Consider the following 17,216-nt stretch of genomic DNA (forward strand, 5'->3'; position numbering starts at 1 on the left):
TGAACATGAAAAAACTTACAGCAGCAATATTATTTTTAGGTCTCATTATGGGATCTTGTTCCTCAGATGATGGTACTCCAAGCGAAGGAACTCCTATTGGCGGTGGCGGCGCAGGTACTGAGGTTCCTAACAATTACACAGACACCCAACTTCTCGAGATGGTGCAGAAAGATGCGCTCAAATATTTCTGGGATTTGGCAGAAAGCAATTCAAAACTCGCCAGAGAAAGATACCACACCGACAATCCTGGACAGGATGCTAACGTTGTTTCTGCGGGAGGATCAGGTTTTGGCTTGATGACAATTTTAGTAGGTATAAAAAATGGGTATGTGACCAAAGCAGAAGCGGTTTCAAGATTAACTACTGCACTCAGCTTTCTTCAAAATGCTGACAGATTTCACGGGGCGTGGCCACACTGGATGAATGGCACAAACGGACAGGTAATTCCTTTCAGTTCACAGGATAATGGTGGTGACTTGGTAGAAACAGCATTCTTAGCGCAGGGACTGATTTGTGTTAGAGAATACTTTAAAAGTTCTACTGATGCTTCAGAACTTGCTCTTTCACAAAAAGCAGACACCCTTTTCAAAGGTATTGAATGGAGTTGGTATACAAAAGGAGAAAACACGTTGTACTGGCACTGGTCTCCGAATTACAATTTTCAGATGAATATGCAGTTGAAAGGTTTTGATGAAACTTTAATTACCTATGTAATGGCAGCAGCTTCACCTACTTTTACCATAGATAAACCAGTTTACACGCAAGGTTGGGCTAGAAACGGAAGCATTGCCAACGGCGGAAGCGTCTACGGAAATTCTGTCGTAGTTGCTCACAACGGGGCTCCGGGAAGCATCGGACCAATGTTTTGGTCACATTATTCGTTCCTAGGACTTGACCCAAGAGGTTTAACGGATGATTATGTAAATTACGGCACTGCCACGACCAATCATGCAAAAATCATGTATCAGTACTCGGTTACAAATCCAAAAGGATGGCAGGGATACAACTCTAAAAGTTGGGGATTAACCGCCAGTTATTCCCGAAATGCAGACGGTTCTACCGGATATTCTGCACATCAGCCGAATAATGACTTGGGAGTTATTACACCTACAGCTGCACTGTCAAACATGCCGTATACGCCAACCGAAAGTATGAATATGCTTAAATTTTTGTATAACGAAAATTACAGTAAATACGTGGGAGTTGCAGGACCATACGATGCATACTCCGTGCATTATAACTGGGTAACGCCAAGATATCTGGCAATTGATCAGGGCACTATCGCGCCAATGATTGAAAATCACAAAAACCAGTTTCTGTGGAATCTGTTCATGAATGCTCCCGATATACGACAGGGACTTCTTAAGTTAGGTTTCCATTCTTCACAACATGGTTTTTAAAATTGAGGATATCAGGCTGAAATAAATTCAGGCTTACTAACTTTTAAAAATGTTAGCAGCTTGTTAAAACAATAAAACGGTTTTAATATAAAAAGACTTAGGTTATTATTATTCATATGGAAATAAGAAATTGAACCGGTTAATACAGCTTTGCTAAAGTTTAAAATCTTTAGCAAAGTTTTTAAAAATAAAATTTAGAATGAAAAAATTAGCACTTACAGGAATTGCAGCATTGACCATCATATCCTGCACAACAACATCATCAACCACTCAAAATACTTCTCAAAACAAAACCGTTGGGGATAATATTTCAGACAATCAGTTGATGGATAAAGTTCAGAAAGATGCTTTAAAGTACTTCTGGGATTACGCAGAACCCAATTCAAAACTGGGGAGAGAGCGCTACCATGAAGACAATATTTATCCGGATAACGACAAACACGTTATCACCACCGGCGGTTCAGGATTTGGATTGGCAACTATTTTAGTGGGTGTAGAAAGAGGTTTTATTCCCAGAAAAGAAGCTGTGAAAAGACTGACCAAGATGATGGATTTCCTTGCAAAAGCAGACCGTCACAAAGGTGCATGGTCACACTGGATCAACGGAGAAACCGGCAAAACGGTTCCTTTTGGAAAGAAAGATAACGGTGGAGATTTAGTAGAAACTGCTTTTTTGACCACAGGTATCATTCAGGTTCGCGAATATTTCAAAAACGGAAATGCCGAAGAAAAAGCTTTAGCCAAAAAATGCGACGAACTCTGGAAAGGAATTCAGTGGAACTGGTATACCAAAGGCGGCGAAAAAGTTTTGTACTGGCACTGGTCACCGGAATATCAGTGGGAAATGAATTTTCCGTTGCAGGGCTACAATGAATGTCTGATCACCTACATTCTTGCGGCGTCATCACCAACCTTTTCCATCGATGCAGAAACGTATGAAAAAGGATGGACGAGAAATGGGACTTATCTATCAGACAGAGAAAAGTACGGACTTCCAATGTTTGTCAAGCACAACGGAGCCGAAGAATATGGCGGGCCACTTTTTTGGGCACATTATTCCTACATCGGTTTAGATCCTACAAATCTGTCGGATAAATTGATCAAAAACTATTTTGATTTAAATAAAAATCAGGTTTTAATCGACTACAAATACTGCGTCGAAAATCCAAAGCAATGGAAAGGCTACGGTGAAAACTACTGGGGATTAACGGCAGGTTATTCACGAAACAAAGATGGCGGAGTGGGGTATGACGCGCATTTTCCACAAAATGACCACGGTGTTATCACGCCAACGGCCGCTTTGAGCAGTTTCCCGTATACACCAAAAGAATCTATGGACTTTTTGAGATTTATGTATACTCAAAAGCCAGAATTCATCGGCTCTGCAGGTCCTTACGATGCGACGTCCATTCATTATGACAACTGGACGACGCCAAGGTATTTAGCCATCGATCAGGGAACAATTGCCCCGATGATTGAAAACTACCGCACCGGATTTTTGTGGAAATTATTTATGAATGCCCCCGAAATCCAGCAGGGACTGAAAAAACTAAGTTTTAAATCAGAAAAATACAACATCAAATAAACGTCAGTTATGCGAAATGCTAACAGCCAAAAGCCATCAGCCAATTGCCTTTTAGGAGCTTAATCCTGCTGTCCACTGTATCTTTTTTTGTGTCAGTCTCCACTTTGTTCCGTCTGCCACAAAAAAAGGATGCCGTTCCCATCAGGGCTAGTGACATCTGACCGCCAAAAGTATAAAGCTGGAAGGTCAGATAAAGTTTCAAACTGTGACAGAGTATTTAAAGCTGAAATATATAAACCCGAAGGGTTTAATTTGAATAGCCGTCGGTGAAACCGATGGAAAAAGAACCTGTTAAATTCAGAACCCTGAAAGGGTTCAATTTAAATAACCACCAACACAGCCGATCAAAAAAAAAATCAAACGGCTTTAGCCAAAACTTAAAGAAATATGAGTTTAAAACTAAAACATCTTCCACTTTTACTCCTACCATTTTCACTGAACTTAAATGCTCAGGAATTAAAAACCACATTCAGTAAAGACGTAAAACGTGCAGAAAAAATATCCTATATCCTCGATTATCCTAAAAATGCAAAAGGAAAAATACCGTTGGTGGTTTTCCTGCATGGTTCCGGCGAACGGGGAAATGATCTCGAAAAAGTAAAAGCGCACAGTCCTTTTACGTATAAGAATTTAATCAAAGAGCCGGTCGCAATTTTAGCACCTCAATGTCCGGCAGATACTTGGTGGGACACGGTGACGGTGTATCACTTAATCAAAGAAATTCAGTCAAAGTACAAGATCGACGATTCCAGAATTTACCTTACCGGTCTTTCAATGGGTGGTTGGGGAACTCTGAAATTAGCGATGGAACATCCCGAAATGTTTGCAGCAGTTGTTTCTGTTTGTGCACCGACCGACAGAGTGATGTACGCAAATATTCATCAGTACAAAAATCTCAACATGAAGATTTATCACGGCGGAATGGATGATGTTGTTTTGCCCGAAAATGCTTTTAATTTCTACCAAAAACTCCATCCGGTCAATCCATCAGCAGAATTGACGATCTTCCCGAATGATAATCACAACTCCTGGGATTCAACTTATTCAAATCCTGCCTTGTACGAATGGATGTTAAGTAAGAAGAAAGAAAAATAATGTTAGGACTTCATTAAAATCTATTCATAAAATGACTCAACAGATAAAAGATACACTTATTTACGAAAATCAGGAATTTTACTTAGATGTTGAATTAATCGAAGGATATTTCCTTGAATTTCCAGAGAAACGTCCTGAATTCGAAATCTCGTGTAGTGCGCTTTGGAAAGGATATATTGCACAGTTTGAAGTGAAAAATGATGAGTTGTGTATCAATAAACTGGAATGGTTAACTGACATAGATTTTAATATGAAATCTTTACGAGAAGAAATTTTCCCGGAAAATAAGTTTGAATGGTATTCTGGGCTTATTAGAATAGATGATTTCAAAGGTGAATTTGGAGATGAACCAAAAGATGGGATATTTGAATATTTAGAAATTCTTAATGGAAACTTTAAGCAAAAAAGAATTTTCAACTATTCCGAATTGCAGGAATTTAAAAAAGCGCAATATGAATATTTTTTAATTTCTGAAGAAATCGAACAGGTTTATGATTTTTGGAGAAGAAACAATGAAAATGGAATTGTTAAGAAAGATTTTGTTAACAAGATTATTTTAAAAAACATAATGCAATATATCCGAGAAGTATATGTTTAGTTGAAAATAACATTTGCTGAGTGGAAACTCCCTTGCGAAAACATAGCAAGGACGATTTAGAAAAAAATCTTAGCAAACGTTGCGTCGAAAAATTAAAATTAAAAAAAAAAGAAATATAATTAAAGAAGAAGATACATGAAAAAGTTAATTGTAATCGCCACTTTGGCATTGGCACCAATGTTCTCGGCACAGGAAATGGTCACGAAGCCCGTTCAGTCTTATCAGACTGCGCAGTATCAGGCAAAGAAAAAAGCTTTTGTCGATGCACTTTTGGCTAAAATGACCTTAGACGAAAAAATAGGACAATTAAATTTGCCAAGTTCAGGTGATTTTACCACAGGTCTAGCAAAAAGTTCAGACATCGGAAAAAAAGTAGAGCAGGGATTAGTCGGTGGACTTTTCAATATAAAAGGTGCTGAGAAAATTAAAGCTGTGCAAAAAGTAGCGGTAGAAAACAGCCGCCTGAAAATTCCTTTGATCTTCGGAATGGACGTTATTCATGGTTATGAAACAACATTCCCAATTCCATTAGGATTGGCAGCTTCATGGGATATGAATCTGGTTCAGCAATCTGCAAGAGTAGCTGCAAGAGAAGCCGCAGCAGACGGAATCAACTGGACCTTCTCGCCAATGGTGGATATTTCCCGCGAACCGAGATGGGGAAGGGTTTCCGAAGGTTCAGGTGAAGATCCGTATTTAGGAAGTGAAATTTCGAAAAACATGGTTTACGGTTATCAGGGGAAAGATTTAGCGAATGGAACCAATATTTTAGCTTGTGTAAAACACTTTGCATTATACGGAGCTGGTGAAGCGGGTAGAGATTACAACACCGTGGACATGAGCCACGTGAGAATGTTTAACGAATATTTTCCACCCTACAAAGCGGCTGTTGATGCAGGTGTTGCTTCGGTGATGGCTTCTTTCAATGAAGTGGACGGCGTGCCGGCAACCGGAAACAGATGGTTACAGACTGAAGTTTTAAGAAACCAGTGGAAATTCAAAGGTTTTGTCGTTACAGATTATACCGGAATCAACGAAATGGTGGATCACGGAATGGGAGATCTGCAGCAGGTATCGGCTTTGGCTTTGAAAGCTGGTGTTGATATGGATATGGTTGGAGAAGGCTTTTTAACCACATTAAAAAAATCTCTGGCTGAAGGAAAAGTAACTCAGGCGGAAATCGATATGGCTGCTAAAAGAATTCTGGAAGCTAAATACGACTTAGGCTTATTTGATAATCCTTACAAACACGGAGATGTAAAATTGGCTGCAAAAGAAGTCTACAATATGGAAAACCGTAATATCGCCAGAAGTGCAGCAGCTCAGTCGATGGTTTTGATGAAAAATGAAAATCAGGTTTTACCATTGAAAAAATCAGGAACGGTCGCGGTGATCGGTCCGTTGGTCAACAACTCAATGAATATGCCGGGAACATGGAGTGTTGCTTCGAAGCATGCCAATGCAGTCAATCTGATGCAGGGTCTTCAGGCAAACTTCGGAAAAGAAGTGAAATTCCTTTCTGCAAAAGGTGCGAACATTGATTACGATGCTAAGCTCGAAGAAATCTACGCAGCGCACGGCAAGAAAACCGACAGAGACAACCGTTCAAAAGAAGCCTTATTAAAAGAAGCTGTTGATATTGCCAACAAAGCTGATGTCATTGTTTTGGCTATTGGAGAATCTGCCGAAATGAGCGGAGAATCTTCTTCAAGAACTGAAATCACCATACCTCAATCACAAGTTGATTTATTAAATGAATTGAAAAAGACAGGAAAGCCAATCGCAGTCGTCCTTTTTACAGGCCGTCCTTTAGCTATAACGAATATCAAAGATACTCCTGATGCAATTCTGAATGTGTGGTTTCCGGGTTCCGAGGCGGGATCTGCGATTTCTGATGTTCTTTTCGGAAAAGTAAATCCTTCAGGAAAACTTCCGATGACTTTCCCAAGAAGTCTTGGACAGGTTCCAATTTATTATAATGCTAAAAATACAGGCCGGCCTTTAGACCAAAAACTGGTTGATAAATGTGAATATCAAAGATTCCGTTCCAATTATATGGATGAATGTAATACACCATTGTATCCGTTTGGTTATGGTTTGAGCTATACTAAATTTACCTATTCTGATGTGACAGTTTCCAACGCAAATCCGAAAGGAAATCAGACGGTTCAGGCTTCGGTAACGGTTACCAATTCAGGAAATTATGACGGAGCAGAAGTGGTTCAGTTATACATCAGAGATTGGGTAGGAACCATTACAAGACCGGTAAAAGAACTGAAAGGATTCCAGAAAGTGATGCTGAAAAAAGGAGAATCTAAAAAAGTAACCTTCGATATCACTCCGGAACAGCTTAAATTCTACAACGGAGATTTAAAATACGACTGGGAAGCCGGAGATTTTGAAATCATGATTGGCACCAATTCTGAAGAAGTTAAACACTCAAAAATTAACTGGACAAAATAAATTATACACAAAGCCATTCGAAAGAGTGGCTTTTTTATTTCTCCACCAAAATAAAATGTCAGTAATGATATTAAATTTTTCTATTAGAAGCTCTTTCACGCTATCCACTCATACTCCTCGCTCCAAAGCTTTTGCCGGCGCGTGCTGTGGGGTAACCGTTACTATCGTGGCTAGGGTTTTTGTCTTTAATGACTACTTTTTGTCACCTTAAAAACCTATCAAATGTTACCACTGATTCTTAATATTTCCATTCGTCGTAGATGAATCGAAAGGAGCCTAAGCGCCGTGAGATAAAAGCAAATTTTCATTCAACCCTAAACCACTCCTAAAACCAGCCTCACAATTTTTCTCTCTCAATCAAAATCCGTATTTTTGTGCATCTAAAAAGTAAAAGAAAGAATGAATTCCTACAAAAATCCATTGGAAGAGCGCTACTCCAGCGAAGAAATGTTGTTTAACTTTTCTCACAACAACAAATTCCAGAATTGGAGAAAGCTTTGGATCGCGTTGGCTGAGATTGAAAAAGACTTGGGTCTTGACATCACAGACGAGCAAATTGCAGAGTTGAAAGCCAATGTTGATAATATCGATTACGATAAAGCGGCAGATTACGAGAAAAAATTCCGTCATGATGTGATGGCTCACGTTCACGCTTATGGTGATGTGGCGCCTTCTGCAAAAGGAATTATTCACCTGGGAGCAACTTCGGCATTTGTAGGAGATAATACAGATTTAATTCAAATTCGTGACGGACTATTAATTTTAAAGAAAAAGTTGGTGAACGTAATGAAAAATCTTGCTGATTTTTCAATTCAATATAAAGATCTTCCAACTTTAGGATTTACCCATTTCCAACCAGCTCAGCTAACGACTGTTGGAAAAAGAGCGACACTTTGGTTACAGAGTTTAGTTTTAGATATCGAAGAACTTGATTTCTTCTTAGAAACTCTACGTTTCAGAGGAGTAAAAGGAACAACCGGAACTGCAGCAAGTTTCCTGGAGCTTTTCAACGGAGATTATTCTAAAGTAAAACATTTAGATAAAGAATTGTCAAAAAGATTCGGTTTCGAAAAAGTTTTCGGAGTTTCAGGTCAGACTTACGACAGAAAAATTGATGCGAAAGTGGTTGCCTTATTAGGAAATATCGCACAGTCTGCACATAAATTCACCAACGATTTACGTTTACTTCAAAATCTAAAAGAAGTTGAAGAACCATTCGAGAAAAATCAAATTGGTTCATCTGCAATGGCTTACAAACGTAACCCGATGAGAAGCGAAAGAATCGGAGCACTGGCAAAATACGTAATGTCTTTGACGACAAGTTCTGCAATGGTAGCTTCAACGCAATGGTTTGAAAGAACACTGGACGATTCTGCAAACAAGAGATTAACGATTCCTCAGGCGTTTTTAGCGGTTGATGCAATCTTATTGATCTGGAACAACATCATGAACGGAATTGTGGTGTATCCGAACAGAATCAACAAACATATTATGGAAGAACTTCCTTTCATGGCGACGGAATACATCATCATGGAAGAAGTAAAAGCTGGTGGCGACCGTCAGGAAATCCACGAAGTAATCAGAGTTCACTCAATGGAAGCTTCCAAGCAGGTGAAAGAAGAAGGTAAGGAAAATGATTTGATCGAAAGAATCTTAAACGATCATTCTCTGAAGCTTGATAAATCAAAACTGAAAGAAGTTCTTGATCCTAAAAACTTTATCGGTTTCGCACCAATACAAACGGAAGAATTCATTGCCAATGAAGTTCAGCCGATTTTGGATGCGAACAGCGAGTTGATTGGTTTAGAATCTGATCTGAAAGTATAATTTATGCAGCTTCGGCTGCATATTTTTTTAATAATTGTATGAAGATTTTTATTTTTTTTCTAATGCTTTTAGGTCCTGTGATAATATTTTCGCAGGAGTTAAAACTGAATAAAAAAATAAAATCAACTACAGATTTCGAACATTCTATTTCTGGAATTTCGGTGCCAATGAATTTGGGGAGTTTTTCAAGGACAGCTTTATTTACAAACTCTAAAAATGATAGTGTTTTTTCCGCAGAATATAAAAATGAAAATAGTGATGCTACTTTTCAGTTCAAAATAGTTTTAGGAGGTCTTGATGAAGAGAGACTTTTTAATTATTATTTCGAAAATCTTAAAGGCAGAAGATACGGTCCTAAAGAGGCTATCAATAAAACAATAAGTTTTAAAGACGGAAATTTTAAACTCAATGGAATTAGCACTTATTTTTCGCATCTTGACAGATTAATCAATGTAAGAGTTTATGATGCCGGATTTTGGATATTTGTTTCAGAAACAAGTCAGAAAGGAAATGATACATTGGCTCTGGATAATAGACAGGATGAGTTTTTGAAAAAAATAATGCCCTCAAAAATTGTTGAAAAAAATCCTTTGACGAGATATTCGAATATTTATTATGCAAAAGCCTGTTTCCGTGATTCTTTAATGCTGAGAAGCGCTATGAGTAGTGCAACTAATAAGATGAAATGGATATATGAAAATGTAAATAAATATGAAAGAGCTTCAGGAATTCCGGGAATTCTTTTAAACTATCAAATCGCAGGAATTAATAGCTTTATTGATTATAAAACGGAAAAAAATCCAAAACCTAGCAAAGGAGGTTACGAAACAAATAATTTAATTGGCTTCTTTACAAAGCTTAGAGAATCAGGCTTTATAGATGAATTTTTGATGGAGAGTTATTATTATTTATTAGTTCCTCCAGAAAATCATCAATTTGATTACAAAGGCTACCAAAAGTGGAAACAGGAAAATTCAATCGAGTATAATACTTCTCAAAAGTACTATCTTATTGTAAATTCGCGGAAAAAAACTGATCTGAATAAAGATGAGTAAATTAACAAATAAGTCTAATAATATATAAATATCTGACATCTAATGTCTCAAAACAAAAGAATTTTCGTAGAAAAAAGAGGAATTTTCGATGTAGAAAGTCCAAAAATTTTTGATGAAGTAAAAGCGGTGGTTCCGTCTATCCAAAGTGTAAAAGTGTACAACGTATACGATATTTTTGGATTAAATGACGGTGAATTCGAAAAAGTGGTCAACAGCACATTCGTGGATCCTGTTACCGATATTTTAATCGAAGAAAATCCTGCAGAAGGAGTTTACTTCGCATTGGAATTTTTGCCTGGACAATACGATCAGCGTGCAGATTCTGCACAGCAGTGTATCGCTTTACTGACTGGAAATGAGAAATCAAAAGTAAGAAGCGGTAAGCTTATGCAGTTTGAAGGCATTTCAGAAGCTGATTTGGTGAAAATCAAAGACCTTTTGATCAATAAAGTGGAATCTCAGGAAAAAGATTTGTCAACACTGAATATTCCTGCAGAAGAAACGCCTTCGAAGGTTTTGGTTCACGAAAATTTCATCAGTTTTGATGATGCTCAGTTGGAAGAATTCTTTAATTCTCACGGCTTTGCATTGGGATTGGATGATTTGAAATTCATTCAGGAATACTTTAAAACTGAAAAGAGAAATCCTACAGAAACTGAACTGAAAGTTTTAGATACATATTGGAGTGACCACTGCCGTCACACAACATTCGAAACAGAGCTGTCAAACATTGAATTTGAAGGTCAGTTTAAACATACATTGGAAACTATTTTCAATGATTACATCGAAAAAAGAAAATTCTTAGGCCGCGAATTGAAACCAATCTCTTTAATGGATTTGGCGACCGTTTGCGGAAGGTATTTCCATAAAACAGGCAACCTGGATAACCTGGTGGTTTCTGACGAAATCAACGCCTGTACGATCCAGATCGAAGCTGAGTACGACGGTAAAAAAGAACCGTGGTATTTATTATTCAAAAACGAAACGCACAATCACCCAACAGAAATTGAACCATTTGGTGGTGCTTCAACCTGTTTAGGTGGTGCGATCAGAGATCCTTTGTCCGGACGTTCATTCGTTTTCCAAGCGATGAGATTGACGGGTGCTGCTGATGTTTTAGAACCTGTAAGTCACACATTGCCAGGAAAATTACCTCAAAAAACAATCACAAAACAGGCGGCAAACGGTTATTCTTCTTACGGTAACCAAATCGGTCTCGCGACCACAATGGTTTCTGAAATCTACGATGAAGGCTACAAAGCAAAGAGAATGGAAGTTGGTTTTGTTACCGGCGCCGTTCCTGTAGACTGGGTAAGACGTGAAAAGCCTGAGGCTGGCGATTCGATCATCATTTTAGGTGGTGCGACTGGTCGTGATGGTGTTGGCGGAGCAAGCGGAAGTTCGAAAGAACAGGATGAAACTTCTATCCACACAATGAGTTCTGAAGTTCAGAAAGGAAATGCCGTTGAAGAACGTAAAATCCAGAGATTATTCAGAAATCCTGAAGTGACGAGACTGATTAAAAAATCAAATGACTTCGGAGCAGGTGGAGTTTCAGTAGCCATCGGTGAAATCGCTGATTCTTTGGAGGTTAATCTGGATGTCTTGCCTTTAAAATATGAAGGTTTGAACGGAACCGAGCTTGCTATTTCTGAATCTCAGGAAAGAATGGCGGTTGTGGTTGAACCAAAAGATAAAGAACAGTTCATCAAATTCTGTGAGGCTGAAAACATTGTGGCTGTAGAAGTTGCAAAAGTAACAGATTCAGGGAGAATGCAGATGTTCTGGAAAGGTGATAAAATTGTTGATCTTTCAAGAGAATTCTTGGATACCAACGGATGTTCAAAAAGTCAGGAAGTTAAGATTACGCATCTTAATGAAGTGATAGAAGACACTCCCGTTTTCAACGAAGAGAATTTCTTGAAAATCCTTGCAGATAAAAATGTTGCTTCTCAAAAAGGTTTATTAGAGATGTTTGACTCATCAATTGGTGCGACTACGGTTGCGATGCCTTTAGGTGGAAAATATCAGCAGACTTTGATGGAAGGAAGCGCTCAGACTTTACCGATTTTAGGAGCTAAAGATATTGAAACCGTTTCCTTTGCAAGTTGGGGATTTGATGCTGAAATTTCAAAGCAAAACTCGTTATTGGGAGCTTCTTATGCAGTCGTTGAGAGCGTTGCGAAAATCGTTGCGATGGGTGGCGATTATAAAAATATAAGATTAAGTTTCCAGGAATATTTTGAGAAATTAGGTCAGAATCCTGAAAAATGGGGCAAGCCTTTGGCTTCACTTTTGGGAGCTTACGATGCGCAGATTAACCTTGGTTTGGCTGCCATTGGTGGTAAGGATTCAATGAGTGGAACGTATCAGGATTTGAATGTTCCGCCAACGTTGATTTCATTCGCTTGTGCTAACGGTGAGAAGAAAAATGTGATCTCACCAGAATTTAAACAGGAAGGAAATAAACTGTATTTTTTCAACCATATTCCACAGGAAAACGGACTTCCAAACTATGAAAATCTGAAAACAGTTTTTGAATTGATTTTCGAAAATATCAAGGCAGGAAAAATCGTTTCTGTGAAGACTGTGAAGGAAGGTGGTGTTGCAGTTGCCTTAGCCAAAATGAGTTTTGGGAACAGATTAGGGGCTGAAATAACTGTTGCTGATGAGAACGTTTTATTGGCAAAAAATATCGGAAGTCTGATCATTGAATCAATTGAAGAATTAAGTTCTGTTGATCTTCAATTAATCGGTGAAGTTGAAAATGTAAATATTCTCAAAATCAGTGGTTTGAATTTTGAAATCGAAAAATTACTTAAAGCGAATACAAATACCTTTGAGAACCTTTTCTCAACGGTTGAAAAAGAAAAAATAACGGTTGAATTAGATTCAAAACTGAACTCAATTAAACCAAGAAATATAGTTATTAAAAAACACGGAATTGTACAGCCGAGAGTTTTCGCACCGGTTTTCCCGGGAACAAATTGCGAATATGATACGCTGAATGCATTCCAAAAAGAAGGGGCAATTGTTAGCAGCTTGCCTTTGATTAATATCAATCATCAGTTGCTTGACGAAAGCATCGATGCATGGGTGGAAGAAATTAAACAGTCGCAGATTTTAGCGTTCTCAGGAGGATTCTCTGCGGGTGACGAACCGGATGGTTCTGCCAAGTTTATCGTGAATGTTTTGAAGAACGAAAAGATGAAAAACGCCGTTCACGAATTGCTCGACAGAGACGGAATGATCATTGGAATCTGTAACGGTTTCCAGGCTTTGGTGAAGTCAGGATTATTGCCTTACGGTAGCATTAAGGATCTGGACGAAAATTCTCCAACGTTGGCTCACAACGCGATCAGAAGACATATTTCTCAAATGGTGAATGTGAAAGTTCTGAATGACGAATCGCCCTGGTTAAAAGGAATGAAAGATCAGGTGTTCACCATCCCAATTTCTCACGGCGAAGGTCGTTTTATGGCTTCGCAAGAAGAAATTCAGAAGTTGTATGAGAACGGACAGATTGCGACTCAATATTTAGATTTAGATGGAAACATCGCTCACGGAATGCCTTTCAATCCTAATAACTCATTATTCGGAATTGAAGGAATCACAAGTCCGTGTGGAAAAATTTATGGTAGAATGGGGCACCCTGAACGTTTTGCAGAAGGTTTAATGAAAAATATTCCGACTGCGAATTATCATAATATCTTCAAAAACGGAGTGGAGTACTTTAAGTAGGCAGCTTGCTTTTGGCAATTTGCTTTTGGCTTTAAAAATACTGAGTTTAAAATACGACTTTCAAACCTAACGGGTTTTCAAAACCCGTTAGGTTTTAGGAAAACTGTCTGTTGAAATATTTATAATTAGATTGAATACTTCAAATAAAAATAAAAGAGAATCGGCTGTCATCAATGGCAGCCGTTTTTCTGATTTAGCAGGATTTTACGAAGAAGTTTCCCAGGTTTTAATGAAAGATGAAGATTGGAAAGTCGGTACGCTCGATGGATTTGATGATATTTTGTATGAATTTAAAGGTGAAATGATCTGGAAAGATTCTCAAAAATCAAGGCAAGATTTAGGATTAGAAGTAACAAAGAAATTCTACGAAGATAAAATCAGACAAGGAAAGCCTTTTAATATCAATTTAGCTCAACAAAAACTGGATGATTTGATTTCCGGAAACGGACAGACCTTGTACAATATTTTAATTGAAATTATTGAATCGCATAAAAATATAACCTTAGTTTTAGATTGAAATGAAGAAGAAAATGATGTACGGATTGTTTTTCGGCGACAGTATAACTTATGGCGAATACGATGGCGTTTTCGGTGGCTGGGTCGATATTCTCAAACGGTATGCTTTGCAGCAATACAGTGAAGGAGGAAACGAATTAATTCTTTTCAATCTTGGTATTGGCGGTGAAACTTCAGAAGGTTTGGTTAAAAGAATTCAAAACGAAATGACTGCCAGAAATGCCGAGGATGGAAATATTGTATTCATTGGTTATGGTGCTAATGATTTGGCTGTGAAAGATCAAAAGCAAATGGTAAATCCTGAACAATTTAAAGTGAATATTGAAAAGGCAATTCTGCTGGCGCTGAATTTTTCAAAAGAGATTTATCTGGTGAGTATTCTTCCTATTTCAGAGGAAATAGCGGGTAAAATTTCCGCAACCGGAAAAGTAAGAACGAATGAAGAAGTTTTGGTTTACAATCAAATTCTGAAAGGTATTGCCATTGAAAATTCTTTAAATTATATTGATTTTCATTCGGCATTTTTAGAAGATAAAGAAATATTACTTTCCAAAGACGGTGTACATCCCAACGAAAAAGGATATGGAATGATGGCTGAAATCGCAATTCCAATTATTGAAAAATATTTATAAATGCCAAACTTATTTTCTTACGGAACTTTACAGAAAGAGCAGGTTCAACTCGAAACATTTGGAAGAATTTTAAGTGGTGAAAAAGATATTCTTATTGGATATCAATTGAAAATGCTTGAAATAAAAGATCCCGAAGTTCTACGGAAAAGTAATCAGAAATACCATCCGATTTTGGAATTTTCAGGAGATAGTGCACATGAAGTGGAAGGTGTTCTTTTTGAAGTGAGCGATGAGGAAATTCTTCAGGCTGATAAATACGAAGTGGACGACTACAAAAGAATTGAAACTGTTTTTAAATCCGGAAAGAAAGGATTTATCTACGTGGGAAAATAGGCTTAAAAGTTCGTAAAAGAAGTACAGCAGAAAAATCGGTGAAATCTGTGGGAACACAAAATTAACCAAAAATATATTTCCAGTACACAAAAACGCCCACAATAACAGAAGCTGCCGCAATCATAGTCACAGCTCCAGCGGAAATATCTTTAATGAAACCGATTCTTTTATCAAATTCCGGATGAATGATATCGCAAATCTTTTCGATGGCTGTATTGAAAGTTTCAGCGGCTAAAACTCCAATAGAAACTGTTAAAACCAAAACGGTGTCAAGCGCAGAAAGTTTCAGATAAAAAATCAAAAAAATATTAATCAGCAGAGCCACCACTTCAATCTGAAAATTTCTCTCAGACTTAAGCATCATCCAAATTCCACGAAAGGAGTTGATAAAGCTTTTATGGATGGGAGGTTTTCTCATTTTTACAATTGATGTTTGGCAAAGATAGTTGATTAAATAATTTAGAAAAAAAATAATTCTTTTGATGGTTGTTAATAACTCTCAGTATTATTCTTTTCTATCTGTGTTCTATTTGTTATATTTGTAAAAACTTATTTTTAAATCTATGAAATCGCTTTTGTTTTCTAAAATAAACTTTTGTTTTAGTTTTGCGATTACATGTGACCAATTAAAAACAATAATTATCTACATATGAAATTTATTATTTCAAGTGGTGAACTGCAGAAAGCATTGCAAACTGTAAGTGGCGTAATATCAAGCTCTCAGTCGAGACCGATTTTAGAAAACTATCTTTTTGAGTTAAACGAAAATAACCTTACCATTACCGCCTCTGACGGCGAGACAACTTTGGTAACTTCATTGGATGTAAAGTCTGATGATGCCGGTAAATTTGCGGTTCCTGCCAAAATTTTTCAGGATTTTATAAAAACCTATGGCGAACAGCCGCTGACGCTTGTCGTAAAAGACAATGCTGAAGGTACCGGTAGCCAACTTGAGATTTTAGATGAGAAAGATAATTTTGCGGTGGCATTAGACAATGCAGACGATTATCCTGAACTTCCGGAATTTGAATCTGCGCAAAGCGTGACCATGCCTGCGGGAGTTTTATCTGAAGCTTTAACCAACACACTTTTCGCTACGAGTAACGATTCTCTACGTCCGGTAATGACAGGAGTTTTGTTCCAGTTTGGTGAAAACGAAACAAATTTTGTTTCTACCGATTCTCACAGATTGGTGGTGTATAAAAGAACAGATTTGATGAATGCCGAGCCAATGGAATTCATTATGCCTAAAAAACCTCTGAATATTTTCAAAAATATTTTAGCAAGCTCAAACGAAGATCTAACCATCGACTTCAATGAGAATATGGCTAAATTTACTTTCGGAAAACACATCTGGATCTGTAGATTAATTGACGGAAAATATCCGAATTATACTGCTGTAATTCCTAAAGAGAACCCGAATGTATTGACGATTAACAGAAATTTACTGTTGGGAGCGATCAGAAGAGCTTCTATCATGTCAAATAAATCGACAAATCAGGTGAGATTTAAACTGTCTGCCAATATTCTTCACCTTCATGCAGAAGATACAGAATATGCAAACAAAGCAGATATGCAGATTCCTTGTGACTACAATGGTGAAGATATCAACATTGGTTTCAGCTCTAAGTTTTTAACTGAAATGTTGGGTATTTTGGCAGCAGACGATATCACTATGAAAATGTCTCAACCCAACAGACCGGGAATCATTGAGCCGTTGGATGGTCTGGAAGAAAACGAAAACATTTTAATGTTATCAATGCCGGTAATCGGGTTGTAAGATTAAATTTAATAATACTGAAAGAGGTTTTGATAATTTTCAAAGCCTCTTTTTTGTTTCTGTAAATTAATTTTTCGGGATAAAATGCTTTCGTTTGTCTATACAATTGGCAAGTTCGTCTAATAAATTTGAGATTAAGTTTTAATTGATTTTACTTTGTCATATAAAACAGGATAAAAGTGATTGATGTA

The 17,216-nt window shown here is 37.5% G+C and carries 13 protein-coding genes; 12 read left to right on the top strand and 1 reads right to left on the bottom strand.

Features of this window, described 5'->3' with window-relative positions; translation table 11 throughout:
• Nucleotides 1-5 precede the first annotated feature (5 nt).
• From OMO38_RS13655 to OMO38_RS13705, 11 genes are all read left to right on the top strand, one after another.
• Nucleotides 6-1,400, top strand: coding sequence for a glucoamylase family protein (locus tag OMO38_RS13655; RefSeq protein ID WP_264750755.1), 1,395 nt, complete (start codon nucleotides 6-8; stop codon nucleotides 1,398-1,400).
• A gap of 199 nt (nucleotides 1,401-1,599) precedes the next feature.
• Complete coding sequence (locus OMO38_RS13660) at nucleotides 1,600-2,985, top strand: glucoamylase family protein (RefSeq protein ID WP_264750756.1); 1,386 nt, start codon at nucleotides 1,600-1,602, stop codon at nucleotides 2,983-2,985.
• A gap of 387 nt (nucleotides 2,986-3,372) precedes the next feature.
• Nucleotides 3,373-4,080, top strand: coding sequence for a carboxylesterase family protein (locus tag OMO38_RS13665; RefSeq protein WP_264750757.1), 708 nt, complete (start codon nucleotides 3,373-3,375; stop codon nucleotides 4,078-4,080).
• Between the two features lie 31 nt (nucleotides 4,081-4,111).
• The gene (locus tag OMO38_RS13670; protein ID WP_264750758.1) at nucleotides 4,112-4,678 is read left to right on the top strand and encodes a hypothetical protein; all 567 of its coding nucleotides are present in this window, start codon (nucleotides 4,112-4,114) and stop codon (nucleotides 4,676-4,678) included.
• Nucleotides 4,679-4,813: 135 nt separating this feature from the next.
• Nucleotides 4,814-7,141 (top strand): beta-glucosidase BglX, encoded by a 2,328-nt coding sequence (gene bglX / locus OMO38_RS13675; protein ID WP_264750759.1) that lies wholly within the window; start codon nucleotides 4,814-4,816, stop codon nucleotides 7,139-7,141.
• A gap of 399 nt (nucleotides 7,142-7,540) precedes the next feature.
• Nucleotides 7,541-8,968 carry an adenylosuccinate lyase gene (purB, locus tag OMO38_RS13680; RefSeq protein WP_264750760.1) on the top strand — a complete coding sequence of 476 codons (1,428 nt, stop codon included), beginning with the start codon at nucleotides 7,541-7,543 and terminating at the stop codon, nucleotides 8,966-8,968.
• A gap of 38 nt (nucleotides 8,969-9,006) precedes the next feature.
• On the top strand, nucleotides 9,007-10,023 hold the full coding sequence (locus OMO38_RS13685; protein WP_264750761.1) for a hypothetical protein: 1,017 nt from the start codon (nucleotides 9,007-9,009) through the stop codon (nucleotides 10,021-10,023).
• Nucleotides 10,024-10,065: 42 nt separating this feature from the next.
• Complete coding sequence (locus tag OMO38_RS13690) at nucleotides 10,066-13,764, top strand: phosphoribosylformylglycinamidine synthase (RefSeq protein WP_264750762.1); 3,699 nt, start codon at nucleotides 10,066-10,068, stop codon at nucleotides 13,762-13,764.
• 130 nt (nucleotides 13,765-13,894) lie between these two features.
• Nucleotides 13,895-14,281 (top strand): barstar family protein, encoded by a 387-nt coding sequence (locus tag OMO38_RS13695; protein WP_264750763.1) that lies wholly within the window; start codon nucleotides 13,895-13,897, stop codon nucleotides 14,279-14,281.
• 1 nt (nucleotide 14,282) lies between these two features.
• Complete coding sequence (locus OMO38_RS13700; RefSeq protein WP_264750764.1) at nucleotides 14,283-14,912, top strand: SGNH/GDSL hydrolase family protein; 630 nt, start codon at nucleotides 14,283-14,285, stop codon at nucleotides 14,910-14,912.
• Entirely contained in the window at nucleotides 14,913-15,245 is a 333-nt protein-coding gene (locus tag OMO38_RS13705) for a gamma-glutamylcyclotransferase family protein (protein WP_264750765.1), read from the top strand.
• A 61-nt stretch (nucleotides 15,246-15,306) separates the two neighbouring features.
• On the opposite strand, the gene OMO38_RS13710 is transcribed toward OMO38_RS13705, so the two are convergent.
• Nucleotides 15,307-15,663: a diacylglycerol kinase gene (locus OMO38_RS13710; protein ID WP_264750766.1), complete on the bottom strand. Its 357-nt coding sequence runs from the start codon at nucleotides 15,661-15,663 to the stop codon at nucleotides 15,307-15,309.
• Between the two features lie 231 nt (nucleotides 15,664-15,894).
• Here OMO38_RS13710 and dnaN point away from each other — a divergent pair, with 231 nt between their 5' ends.
• On the top strand, nucleotides 15,895-17,025 hold the full coding sequence (dnaN, locus tag OMO38_RS13715; RefSeq protein ID WP_056078450.1) for a DNA polymerase III subunit beta: 1,131 nt from the start codon (nucleotides 15,895-15,897) through the stop codon (nucleotides 17,023-17,025).
• Nucleotides 17,026-17,216 lie beyond the last annotated feature (191 nt).

The organism is Chryseobacterium kimseyorum (genome assembly GCF_025971945.1).
Classification (GTDB): Bacteria; Bacteroidota; Bacteroidia; order Flavobacteriales; family Weeksellaceae; genus Chryseobacterium; species Chryseobacterium kimseyorum.

Excerpts from the sequence above, each read along its gene's own strand:
- OMO38_RS13655 (WP_264750755.1), top strand. The coding sequence starts at position 6 with ATGAAAAAACTTACAGCAGCAATATTATTTTTAGGTCTCATTATGGGA.
- OMO38_RS13660 (WP_264750756.1), top strand. The coding sequence starts at position 1,600 with ATGAAAAAATTAGCACTTACAGGAATTGCAGCATTGACCATCATATCC.
- OMO38_RS13665 (WP_264750757.1), top strand. The coding sequence starts at position 3,373 with ATGAGTTTAAAACTAAAACATCTTCCACTTTTACTCCTACCATTTTCA.
- OMO38_RS13670 (WP_264750758.1), top strand. The coding sequence starts at position 4,112 with ATGACTCAACAGATAAAAGATACACTTATTTACGAAAATCAGGAATTT.
- bglX (WP_264750759.1), top strand. The coding sequence starts at position 4,814 with ATGAAAAAGTTAATTGTAATCGCCACTTTGGCATTGGCACCAATGTTC.
- purB (WP_264750760.1), top strand. The coding sequence starts at position 7,541 with ATGAATTCCTACAAAAATCCATTGGAAGAGCGCTACTCCAGCGAAGAA.
- OMO38_RS13685 (WP_264750761.1), top strand. The coding sequence starts at position 9,007 with ATGAAGATTTTTATTTTTTTTCTAATGCTTTTAGGTCCTGTGATAATA.
- OMO38_RS13690 (WP_264750762.1), top strand. The coding sequence starts at position 10,066 with ATGTCTCAAAACAAAAGAATTTTCGTAGAAAAAAGAGGAATTTTCGAT.
- OMO38_RS13700 (WP_264750764.1), top strand. The coding sequence starts at position 14,283 with ATGAAGAAGAAAATGATGTACGGATTGTTTTTCGGCGACAGTATAACT.
- OMO38_RS13705 (WP_264750765.1), top strand. The coding sequence starts at position 14,913 with ATGCCAAACTTATTTTCTTACGGAACTTTACAGAAAGAGCAGGTTCAA.
- OMO38_RS13710 (WP_264750766.1), bottom strand. The coding sequence starts at position 15,663 with ATGAGAAAACCTCCCATCCATAAAAGCTTTATCAACTCCTTTCGTGGA.
- dnaN (WP_056078450.1), top strand. The coding sequence starts at position 15,895 with ATGAAATTTATTATTTCAAGTGGTGAACTGCAGAAAGCATTGCAAACT.